The sequence below is a fragment of the Pararhodobacter zhoushanensis genome (genome assembly GCF_003990445.1).
Classification (GTDB): Bacteria; Pseudomonadota; Alphaproteobacteria; order Rhodobacterales; family Rhodobacteraceae; genus Pararhodobacter; species Pararhodobacter zhoushanensis.
The window spans coordinates 377,507-388,091 of the sequence record NZ_REEZ01000004.1 but is presented as its reverse complement, the minus strand read 5'-3'; the positions used below and the strand labels follow the sequence as shown (position 1 = coordinate 388,091).

Below are 10,585 nucleotides of genomic sequence, written 5' to 3'. Positions count from 1 at the left end.
CATGTCACCCAGCACGGCGTCAACAACGCCGCTGGCATCGCGCAAGGGTCCACCGATCAGGCGATCATCCATCAGGAAGGCTCGGGCCACACCGGCACGATCTCGCAACACGGCGGCAACAACGCCTATGGCCTCTTCCAGTTCGGCCAAAACACCAACGCCGCCGTCGCCCAGAACGGCGGACAAACCGGCCTGACGCTGCAATTCGGCTGGTAATCGCAACCCCCTCCCAGCCGGGTGGCGCGGGCGGTCCTTCGGGGCCGCCCGTTGCCTTTGGCGCAGTCCCGGTGCATGTCGGGGAAAACGGAGGGAGCCATGCAAGGCAAAAGCTGTTGCGCACCATCGGGCCGGGGCACTGTCCCCGCCGCCCCGGCCCTGACCCGGCGCGCCTCGGATGAGCTGAAGGCGCTGGTGGCCGCCACGCTGGTCCCGCTCAAGGGCGGCTTCTTCGAGATGGGCGCCGCCAGGGGCCGCTACCCCGATGACCGCGACAGCCCGCCGCGCCGCGTCTGGCTCTCGCCCTTCTCGATCGCGCGCACCAGCGTCACCAACCAGCTCTTCGCTGCCTTCGTTGCCGAATCCGGCTATCGCACCACGGCGGAAACCGAAGGCTGGTCCTTCGTCTTCCACCTGTTCCTTGCCGACCCCGCCGGATACCGCGAGTTCCCGGTGCAAACCCCGTGGTGGCGCGCCGTCGCCGGGGCGACCTGGGCCGCGCCCGAGGGGCCGGGCAGCGACTGGCACGACCGCGCCACGCACCCCGCCGTGCATCTCAGCTGGTTCGACGCGCAGGCGCTGGCCGAGTTCACCGGCACCCGCCTGCCGACCGAGGCCGAGTGGGAATTCGCCGCGCGCGGCGGGCTGAAGGGCAAGCGCTTTCCTTGGGGCAATGACCTCGTCCCCGCCTCAGGCCATCGCCACAACATCTGGCAGGGGGATTTCCCCCACACCAACACCGCCGATGACGGCTTTACCGGCACTTGCCCCGCCGATCACTACGCGCCGAACGGCTACGGGATCCACAACATGACCGGCAATGTCTGGGACTGGACGGCCAGCTGGTTCGGCGACCTGCCGCAAGCGGCCGCCCTGCCCCCGCGCGATCCGCAGGGACCGGACCAAGGCCCGGGCCGGGTGATTCGCGGCGGCTCGTACCTGTGCCACGTCAGCTATTGCGAGCGGTATCAAACCCATTCGCGCAGCCACAACACCCCCGACAGCACCACCGGCCATACCGGCGCGCGTCTGGCGCTCTGACCCATCATCTTGTTCTAAATACTCAAAAAAAGAGGGGGCCAATCGCGGCCCCCTCTCACATTCATGCAGCTGATCCGCCTCAGGCGATCTCAAACTTCAGCGGACGCACCTGACGGAACATGCCGGTCTGGTTCAGCGTATCGACCACTTTGGGATCAATCGCCTCATCCAGATACAACAGCGCAATCGCTTCCTCGCCCGAGCCCGACCGGCCCAGCGTGAAGTTGGCGATGTTGACGCCGTTCTTGCCCATGGTCATACCCAGCAGACCGATGATGCCCGGCACATCCTCGTTCGTGGTATAGAGCATGTGCTCGCCAATCTCGGCGTCGATGTTGATGCCCTTGATCTGGATGAAGCGCGGCTTGCCGTCCGAGAACACCGTGCCGGCCAGCGAACGCTCGCGCTTGTCGGTGACGATGGTGATCTTGATGTAGCCCGCGAAGGTGCCCGACTTCTCCTGATGCGTGGTCGAGATCTGGATGCCACGCTCGCGCGCGACGATCGGGGCCGAGACCATGTTCACATCGGGGTTCGAGAACTTCATCACACCCGAGATCACCGCGCAATCCAGCGCCTTGAGGTTCATCTCGGCGGCGGTGCCGTCGTAGAGCACGTTGATCGCGCGGATCGGCTCTTCGGTCAGCTGCCCGGCGAAGGTGCCCAGATGCTTGGCCAGCGCGATCCACGGGCCCATGACGGCGGCTTCCTCGGCGGTGACCGAGGGCATGTTCAGTGCGTTTTGCACAGCACCGGTCAGCAGGTAGTCCGACATCTGCTCGGCAACCTGAAGGGCGACGTTCTCTTGCGCCTCGGTGGTCGAGGCACCCAGATGCGGGGTGCAGACCACATTGGGCAGGTTGAACAACGGGCTCTCGGTGGCGGGCTCGACGGCGAAGACGTCCAGCGCAGCGCCGGCGATGTGGCCCGAGGTCAGCATCTCGGCCAGCGCCTCCTCGTCGACCAGACCACCACGGGCGCAGTTGACGATGCGCACGCCTTTCTTGGTCTTGGCAAGGTTCTCACGCGACAGGATGTTGCGGGTCTTGTCGGTCATCGGCACGTGCAGGGTGATGAAATCGGCCCGTGCAAGCAGATCGTCCAGCTCGACCTTGGTCACGCCCAGTTGCTTGGCGCGCTCTTCCGACAGGAAGGGGTCATAGGCGATGACCTTCATTTTCAGACCAACGGCGCGGTCGCAGACGATGCCGCCGATGTTGCCCGCACCGATCACGCCCAGGGTCTTGTTGAACAGCTCAACGCCCATGAACTTGGATTTTTCCCACTTGCCGGCGTGGGTCGAGGCATTGGCTTCGGGGATCTGACGCGCCACGGCGAACATCATCGCGATGGCGTGCTCGGCCGTCGTGATCGAGTTGCCGAAGGGCGTGTTCATCACGATGATGCCCTTTTTCGACGCGGCGGGAATGTCCACGTTGTCAACGCCGATCCCGGCGCGGGCGATGACTTTCAGGTTGGTCGCGGCGGCGATGATCTTTTCGGTGACCTTGGTCGCCGAGCGGATGGCAAGACCGTCATACTGACCGATGATTTCGGCCAGCTTGTCTTTGTCCTTGCCCAGTTTGGGCTGGAAATCGACGTCGATGCCACGATCGCGGAAGATCTGGACGGCGGATTCGGACAGGGCGTCGGAAACGAGAACGCGGAGGGCCATGATGGGGCTCCTGAAATCTGGGGTAAGGTGGCGTAAGGTGGGGTTGAACCCCACCCTACGGGCCGGGCTCTGTAGGGTGGGGTTCAACCCCACCCTTGTGATGTCAGGCGGCCTGTGCCGCGATCTCGGCCTCAAAGGCCCATTCCAGCCACGGCATCAGCGCGGCGACATCGGCGGTTTCCACCGTCGAGCCACACCAGATCCGCAGACCCGCCGGCGCATCGCGATACGCGCCGATATCCAGCGCCACGCCTTCCTTCTCCAGCCGTTTGGCAACGGCTTTGGCGAAGGCAGCGCCATCGGTGATGCGCGCATCGGTGAACTTCAGGCAGACCGAGGTGGTCGAGGCGATCGCCATGTCTTCCGCCAGATTGGCGATCCAGGGCTTCGCGGCGACGAAATCGTGGATCACCTGCGCATTGGCCTCGGCCCGGGCGATCAGCGCCTTGCGGCCGCCCAGCGATTGCGCCCATTTCAGCGCAACGAGGTAATCCTCGACCGCCAGCATCGAGGGCGTGTTGATCGTCTCGCCCTTGAAGATGCCCTCGATCAGCTTGCCGCCTTTGGTCATGCGGAAGATCTTGGGCAGCGGCCAGGCGGGGGTGTAGCTTTCGAGCCGTTCCACCGCGCGCGGGCTCAGGATCAGCACGCCATGCGCGCCCTCACCACCCAGCACTTTCTGCCAGCTGAAGGTCACCACATCGAGCTTGTCGAAGGGCAGCTCCATCGCGAAAGCGGCGCTGGTGGCGTCGCAGATGGTCAGGCCCGCACGGTCCGCCGGGATCGCATCGCCGTTGGGCAGACGCGCACCCGAGGTGGTGCCGTTCCACGTGAACACGACGTCCTTGTCGAAATCGACGGTGGTCAGGTCGACGATCTGGCCATACGGGGCTTTCTTGACCACCGCGTCCAGTTTCAGCTGCTTGACCACATCGGTCACCCAGCCTTCGCCAAAGCTTTCCCAGGCGAGCATCTCGACCGGGCGCGCACCCAAGAGCGACCACAGCGCCATCTCGACAGCGCCGGTGTCCGAACCCGGCACGATGCCGATGCGGTAATCGGCGGGCACGCCCAGAACCTCACGGGTCAGGTCGATGGCCTCGGCCAGCTTGGACTTGCCCACCGCAGCGCGGTGCGAACGGCCCAGCGGCGCGTCAGCAAGCATGTCCAGCGAAAAGTTGGGGATCTTGGCGCAGGGGCCAGAAGAAAAACGCGGATTTGCCGGCCGCGTGGCCGGGGTGGTCATGGTAGACATAGTACCCTTCCAGATAGATGCCTCTCGTTGGGGAGAGGTGTCCCGCTGCAGGGCATAGCCGCGACACCCCCGGTTCCACAAGCGGGAAAATCGCGGCCCAGCCCCCGCCTGTGACGATTCATCAGCCCCGCTGTTCCCGATCGGAAACCTGCGCACCGGGCGGCGACCGGATGCACAGACACTGGCATCACCAGCGCATTCGTGCTTAACCGCGCGCGTGTTTTGCTTGCACGAGAAGGGCCCGCACCGCCATGTTCACCGCCACGCTGCTGACCTCACCCACGGCTCCGACCCTTGAAACGGCCCTCGCCGAATCGCTGCGCAACGCCTGGGGCGGCGGCACGTTGCGCTGGCTGAATCCCGGCATCGCTGCCGAGTTCGAGGTCGCCACCCTCCCCGCCAGCCGGTGGGAAGCCTGGGACCAGCTGCAATCCATGGGCGTGGACCTGTGCGTGCAAGACAGCGCCAACCGCCGCAAGGCGATGCTGCTGGCCGATATGGACAGCACAATGATCGAACAGGAATGCATCGACGAGCTGGCCGATATGGCCGGCGTCGGCGCGCATGTCGCGGGCATCACGGCGCGCGCCATGAACGGTGAACTGGATTTCGAGGCGGCGCTGAACGAGCGGGTCGGCTTACTGAAAGACCTGCCCGTCACCGTCATCGAACAGGTGCTGGCCGAACGCATCACCTACATGCCCGGCGGCAAGGTGCTGATCGCGACGATGAAAGCCCATGGCGGCCACGCGGCGCTGGTTTCGGGCGGGTTCACCGCCTTCACACAGAAGGTCGCGGCGGCGCTGGGGTTCGACGAAAACCGCGCCAACACCCTGCTGGAAGCCGGGGGCAAACTGACCGGCACGGTCGCGATGCCGATCCTTGGCAAACAGGCCAAGGTCGATGCGCTGATCGAGATCACCGACCGGCTGGGCATCACCCCCGCCGATGTCATCGCGGTGGGCGACGGGGCCAATGATCTGGGCATGCTGCAACTGGCGGGTGCGGGCGTTGCGCTGCACGCCAAGCCCTCGGTCGCGGCGCAGTGCGAGCTGCGGGTGAATCACGGCGATCTCACCGCGCTGCTTTATCTTCAGGGTTACGCTGTCAGCGATTTCGCGGCAGTCTGAGCGCGCGCCGCTTGCGGCGTCGGACGTGGGGGTTTTGCACCCCCACACCCCCGCAGAGTATTTATGACAAGATGATAAGGCGCACGGGCGCCTGGCAGGGAGGTTGCGCATGGCTCAGGAGAGCATCGTCATCGGCGGGGGCGGCGAAGCCTATGCGACGCCCGAGGAACTGCTGCTGAAATACGGCAACCGCCACGGGCTGATCGCGGGCGCGACCGGCACCGGCAAGACGATCACCATGCAGATCATGGCCGAAGAATTCAGCCGCGCCGGGGTGCCGGTGTTCCTGACCGACATCAAGGGCGATGTCGGCGGCATGGCCGTGGCCGGAACGCCGCGCGACAGCTTCCAGCGCCGCGCCGATACCATCGGGCTGGGCACGCTGAGCTACGCCGCGATGCCGGTCACCTTCTGGGATCTGTTCGGCCAGAACGGCCACCCGGTGCGCACCACCATGGCCGATATGGGGCCCTTGCTGCTGAGCCGCATTCTGGAACTGACGGACGCGCAGGAAGGGGTGATCAACGTCGCCTTCCGCATGGCCGATGAAGAAGGCTGGCCGCTGCTGGACCTGCCCGACCTGCGCGCGATGCTGCAGTTTCTGGCCGATAACCGGCAGGACGTGTCGGCCAAATACGGCAATGTCACCACGGCCAGCATCGGCGCGATCCAGCGTCGCCTGCTGGTGCTGGAGAATCAGGGCGCGGCCAGTTTCTTTGGCGAACCCGCGCTGGACATCCACGACCTGATGCAGGTCACCGCGCAGGGCCAAGGCCACGTCAACATCCTGCACGCCGAGCGCCTGATGACCACGCCGCGCCTCTATGCGACCTTCATGCTCTGGCTGTTGTCCGAGCTGTTCGAGGAGCTGCCCGAGGTCGGCGATTCCGACCAGCCCAAGCTGGTGTTCTTCTTCGACGAGGCGCACCTCTTGTTTACAGGCGCGCCGCGCGCGCTGATCGAGAAGGTCGAGCAGGTGGCGCGACTGATCCGCTCGAAGGGTGTGGGCGTGTATTTCATCACTCAGAACCCCGATGACGTGCCCGACACCATCCTTTCGCAGCTGGGCAACCGCGTGCAGCACGCCCTGCGCGCCTTTACCGCGCGCGACCAGCAGGCCCTGCGCCGCGCCGCGCAGACCTACCGCACCAACCCGCGCTTTGACACCGAGGTGGCGATCCGCGAAGTCGGCGTGGGTGAGGCCATGACCTCGTTCCTTGAGGCCAAGGGCATCCCCGGCATGGTCGAGCGCACGCTGATCCGCCCGCCTGCCTCGGCCATGGGCCCCTGCGATGACGCCGTGCGCCGACAGATCATCGCCGCCTCACCCATGGGGCGCAAATACGACACGATGATCGACCGCGATTCGGCACAGGAAATGCTCGCCCGCCGGGCCGAGGCCGCCGCCCGTCAGGCCGAAGGTTTTGACGCTCGCGGCAAAGACGACGAGACCGAGGAGCGCTATTCCCGCGCCCGCCGCTACCAGCCGCCGGGCAGTATCCGCAATCGACGCGGTGACGATGACGACAAGCCGCGCAGCACATCCCGCTCGAGCGGGCGCAGCTCCAGCCGGTCCTCGCGCAGCGATTCGGTGGTCGAGGCTTTCACCAAATCCATGGCCCGTTCTATCGGCACCCGCGCCGGCACCGCCATCGTGCGCGGTGTTCTGGGCGGATTGTTCCGGGGGCGGTAACGCCCCTGCCCCCTCACCTTGTCACAAATACTCAAGGCCGCCGATGAAAACCCACGCCCCGATCCCCATCCTGCGCAGCTTCGACGAAACCAGAGCGCGGGAGTTCTACCTTGATTTTCTGGGGTTCGAGGTCGTGTTCGAGCATCGGTTCGACGCCGACGCGCCGCTCTATCTGGGCCTGCGCATGGGCGACTGCGTGGTGCACCTGTCCGAGCATTACGGCGATGCCAGCCCCGGCGCGGCCCTGCGCATCGAAGTGGACGACGTTGACGCCTATTGCCGCGCGCTGAACGCCAAGGGCTACCGCAACGCGCGGCCCGGTGTGACCGAGCAGCCCTGGGGCAGCCGGGACATGGCGATCAGTGACCCGTTCGGGAACCGGCTGGTATTCTGCACAAGGGTGGCGTGAGGGCGGCAATCGTTAAGATTTCGCGAACGCGCGCCTGCAAGCCGTTGAACTTAAACGCAGCGGAAGGTGTCCCATCGTGGGACATCACCCCTGCGGCGACATCGCTTTCCTTTGGCGGGAACGCTCCAGCCCCAGCTGACGCTCGCGCCAGATGATCAAGATCCCCGCCGACATCACGATTGTCGCGCCGATCAGCATCGTCTTCGTCGGCACCTCGCCGAACACCCAATAGCCGATCGCCAGCGCCATCAGCATCGACGCATAGTCGAAGGGCGCGATCAGCGACGCGTCGGCCTCGCGGTAGCTGGAGGTCAGGAAGATCTGCCCGACCCCGCCGACCAGCCCGATCAGCACCAGGAGCCCCGCCTCACCCGGTGAGGGCAGCACCCAGCCATAGGGGATGGTCAGCAACGACAGCCCGGCCGAGGTGACCGAGAACCAGAAGACGATGGCCGAAGTCTGCTCGGTCGCCACCAGCTTGCGCACCGTCACCTGCGCCAGCGCCGCGCAGACCGCCCCGGTCAGCGCCAGCATCGCGCCCAGCGCCTGCCCGTCGCTCAGATCCGCGCCGACCGACAGGCGCGGCGAGAGCACGATCATCACCCCGGCAAGCCCGGCGAAAACGGCGGTCAGCCGGAACACGCGGACCTCCTCGCCCAGAAACATGGACGCGAAGATCACCACCAGCAGGGGGGCGGCGTAGCCTATTGCCGTCACTTCGGGCAGTGGCAGAAAGGCCAGCGCGGCAAATCCCATGCCCATCGCGCAGGTGCCGACCAGCCCGCGCCAGAAATGCCCCAGCGGGCGCGAGGCCTTGAGCCCGGTGCGCAATTCTCGCCGGTAGGCCAGCCATCCCAGAATCACCGGCAGCGCAAAAGCCGACCGGAAAAAGACCGTTTCGCCCGGAGGAATGTCATCAGACAGCGACTTGACCATGCTCGACATCGCGATGAACATCGTGACCGCGATCAATTTATACAGGATGCCGCGGATCGGGCGCATGGGCTCTCCTAGGTCGTGAACAGGTTTACTATCACATCTTGGCAAAGGCGCAGGAAGTGCAAAATTCCCTCTGGACACCGCCCGCGCCCTCGCCTAATTAACGGCCACCCAGAAGGCAGACGCCTTCACCCGTGCCCGGGTAGCTCAGGGGTAGAGCAGTGGATTGAAAATCCTCGTGTCGGTGGTTCAAATCCGCCCCTGGGCACCATTTTACCAAATGATATCAATATTTTGCGCTATAGGCGCCGGCAGCTCTATGAGCGTATTCAGAACTGGGTGCCAACCGGGCGCCTCGAGTGATGAGGTGTGTGTAATCGGTCGGATGCCACTTCCAGAGATGTAGAGGGTCTTCGGTGGACCCTACTCCGGCGGCGCAAGAGCCTAGCCGCCTTGCCCGGCTCTCAGGAAAAGCCGGGCAGACGGTGCCTAGCCGTCAGGCGCCGCGCAGGCGCTGCATCAGGGGTTGTGCGTCGATGCTTGTCCCCGCCCAGGCGACGAACTGATCGGGACGGACCAGCACCAGCGGCGCGCCATAGGCTTCGGCAGCAGTGCCGGTGTCACGGACGACGGTGAGCGGCACGCCCGCAGCCTTGGCGGCATGAGCAAGGGCTGTGACCTGAGCCTCGGCGGCCCCCTTCAGGGCCAGAAGGGTGTAACCGGCACCCAGGGCTTCAAACACATTGCACCCATCCGCCAGCACTTGCGGCGTCAGGTGGTGGCCTACGCGCGCCGCAACCTCGTGCCCGCCGGTGGCCGAGGGTGCGCCCGCGCTGACCCCCACCACAGGCGATCCGGCATAGTTGGGGGCGAACAGGCGCACATCGCTGTCATCCTCGCTGCGCGCCTGCCATGCTTTTTCGAAGGCGGCGCGGTCCTGATCGGGCGCGTAGGTGGACAGAAAGCTGCGGTCCTCGCGGATGTATTTGGCGATGAAATCCTCGATGGTCGAGGCGAAGACGCCGTGCCGCTCGGTGTGATAGCTGTCGAGCAGCGCCTCGGTGCCCCAGCCCTGCACCATGGCGGCCAGTTTCCAGCCCAGATTGACCGAATCCTCCAGCCCCGAGTTGATGCCGAAGCCGCCGTAGGGCGGGTGCGAATGCGCCGCGTCGCCGGCCAGGAACACGCGGCCCTGCCGGTACTGATCGGCCAATGTGAAGCGCAGATCCCAGAAGCCGACATGGTCGATGCTCAGATCAAAGGGCACGCCTGCGGCCTCGTGCAGGAAGGCCGGGAAATCAAAGTTGTCAGCCGTGGTGCCCAGCGGCACGGGGGCGTGGAAGAACCAGCTGGTGCCGTGGTCGACGCGGCCAAAGAACAGCCAGTAGCCGTCATATTTCGGGTTCAGCACGTTGTAGAACGCCTTACCCGGATAGCGCTTGAGCAGCGCGTCCAGCTCTTCCGAGGTGAAGACCACCAGCGACATCAGCTTGCGGTGTTCCTGCTGCGTCTGGGTGATCCCCGCCGCCTGACGCACCATCGAATGGCTGCCATCGCAGCCGACCAGATAGCGGCCGCGCACGCTGTCGCGCCCGGGGCCATCCTTTTTCTCTATATGCAGCGTCGCGCTGTCGGCGTCCTGTTCCACCCCGGTGCCGGTCCAGCCATAGCGCAGGGTGATCGTGTCGATCTGCGCCGCACGGGCGCGCAGGACCGCTTCGGTCGCGTATTGCGGCAGGCGGGCGTTGCGGCTGTAGTAGAAGTCGCGCAGCTTTGAACGTTCCAGCCAGTCGTGCTGATACTCCCCGGTCAGTGACCCATAGCAGGTGATCCCGCCGATGCCGCTGTCCTTGGGGATCGGATGCGCCTCGTGCAGCGCCTGCTCGCAGCCCCAGAAGTGGAAATGCTCGACCGTGCGCTGGGTCAGGTTCTGGCCCTTGGGGATCGGTTGTGGCGTGGCGTGGCGCTCGACCACGCAGACCGATACACCGCGCAGGCCCAGCTCGATGGCCAGCCCCATGCCGACGGGACCGCCGCCGTTGATCACCACATCAAAGATCTGGGCGTGGGGGCTTGTGGGTGTCATGAGGGCTCCGATTCGCGGCTATTCAGGGGTCAAAATCTTGCAGTTTGAGAAAACGGCGGCTTTCCAACCCAGATTCTCTATCTCAGGATGCCGAATATACAAGGAGACTCAAGGGGGAGAAGAAAAATCGTATGTGGTATG

The 10,585-nt window shown here is 65.2% G+C and carries 9 protein-coding genes and 1 tRNA gene; 6 read left to right on the top strand and 4 right to left on the bottom strand.

Annotated features, from left to right (window positions below; genetic code table 11):
- Positions 1-216: hypothetical protein (locus EAE28_RS23755; RefSeq protein WP_220443925.1), on the top strand; the 216-nt coding region annotated here is incomplete at its 5' end.
- Positions 217-315: 99 nt separating this feature from the next.
- Positions 316-1,257, top strand: a complete 942-nt coding sequence (locus EAE28_RS12625) for a formylglycine-generating enzyme family protein (protein WP_127106737.1) — start codon at positions 316-318, stop codon at positions 1,255-1,257.
- A 79-nt stretch (positions 1,258-1,336) separates the two neighbouring features.
- On the opposite strand, the gene serA is transcribed toward EAE28_RS12625, so the two are convergent.
- Positions 1,337-2,932 carry a phosphoglycerate dehydrogenase gene (gene serA, locus EAE28_RS12620; protein WP_127106735.1) on the bottom strand — a complete coding sequence of 532 codons (1,596 nt, stop codon included), beginning with the start codon at positions 2,930-2,932 and terminating at the stop codon, positions 1,337-1,339.
- A gap of 103 nt (positions 2,933-3,035) precedes the next feature.
- The gene (locus EAE28_RS12615) at positions 3,036-4,187 is read right to left on the bottom strand and encodes a phosphoserine transaminase (protein ID WP_127106733.1); all 1,152 of its coding nucleotides are present in this window, start codon (positions 4,185-4,187) and stop codon (positions 3,036-3,038) included.
- A 251-nt stretch (positions 4,188-4,438) separates the two neighbouring features.
- Here EAE28_RS12615 and serB point away from each other — a divergent pair, with 251 nt between their 5' ends.
- From serB to EAE28_RS12600, 3 genes are all read left to right on the top strand, one after another.
- Positions 4,439-5,317 (top strand): phosphoserine phosphatase SerB, encoded by an 879-nt coding sequence (serB, locus tag EAE28_RS12610; protein ID WP_127106731.1) that lies wholly within the window; start codon positions 4,439-4,441, stop codon positions 5,315-5,317.
- A 109-nt stretch (positions 5,318-5,426) separates the two neighbouring features.
- Positions 5,427-7,010, top strand: coding sequence for a helicase HerA-like domain-containing protein (locus tag EAE28_RS12605; protein ID WP_127106729.1), 1,584 nt, complete (start codon positions 5,427-5,429; stop codon positions 7,008-7,010).
- Between the two features lie 43 nt (positions 7,011-7,053).
- Entirely contained in the window at positions 7,054-7,419 is a 366-nt protein-coding gene (locus tag EAE28_RS12600; protein ID WP_127106727.1) for a glyoxalase superfamily protein, read from the top strand.
- A gap of 84 nt (positions 7,420-7,503) precedes the next feature.
- On the opposite strand, the gene EAE28_RS12595 is transcribed toward EAE28_RS12600, so the two are convergent.
- On the bottom strand, positions 7,504-8,421 hold the full coding sequence (locus tag EAE28_RS12595; RefSeq protein WP_127106725.1) for a DMT family transporter: 918 nt from the start codon (positions 8,419-8,421) through the stop codon (positions 7,504-7,506).
- Between the two features lie 133 nt (positions 8,422-8,554).
- On the opposite strand from EAE28_RS12595, the gene EAE28_RS12590 reads away from it, so the two are divergent.
- Positions 8,555-8,629: transfer RNA gene (locus EAE28_RS12590), tRNA-Phe, on the top strand.
- A 225-nt stretch (positions 8,630-8,854) separates the two neighbouring features.
- Here EAE28_RS12590 and EAE28_RS12585 read toward each other — a convergent pair.
- Positions 8,855-10,444, bottom strand: coding sequence for an FAD-dependent monooxygenase (locus tag EAE28_RS12585; protein ID WP_127106723.1), 1,590 nt, complete (start codon positions 10,442-10,444; stop codon positions 8,855-8,857).
- Positions 10,445-10,585: the final 141 nt, after the last annotated feature.

Excerpts from the sequence above, each read along its gene's own strand:
- EAE28_RS12625 (WP_127106737.1), top strand. The coding sequence starts at position 316 with ATGCAAGGCAAAAGCTGTTGCGCACCATCGGGCCGGGGCACTGTCCCC.
- serA (WP_127106735.1), bottom strand. The coding sequence starts at position 2,932 with ATGGCCCTCCGCGTTCTCGTTTCCGACGCCCTGTCCGAATCCGCCGTC.
- EAE28_RS12615 (WP_127106733.1), bottom strand. The coding sequence starts at position 4,187 with ATGTCTACCATGACCACCCCGGCCACGCGGCCGGCAAATCCGCGTTTT.
- serB (WP_127106731.1), top strand. The coding sequence starts at position 4,439 with ATGTTCACCGCCACGCTGCTGACCTCACCCACGGCTCCGACCCTTGAA.
- EAE28_RS12605 (WP_127106729.1), top strand. The coding sequence starts at position 5,427 with ATGGCTCAGGAGAGCATCGTCATCGGCGGGGGCGGCGAAGCCTATGCG.
- EAE28_RS12600 (WP_127106727.1), top strand. The coding sequence starts at position 7,054 with ATGAAAACCCACGCCCCGATCCCCATCCTGCGCAGCTTCGACGAAACC.
- EAE28_RS12595 (WP_127106725.1), bottom strand. The coding sequence starts at position 8,421 with ATGCGCCCGATCCGCGGCATCCTGTATAAATTGATCGCGGTCACGATG.
- EAE28_RS12585 (WP_127106723.1), bottom strand. The coding sequence starts at position 10,444 with ATGACACCCACAAGCCCCCACGCCCAGATCTTTGATGTGGTGATCAAC.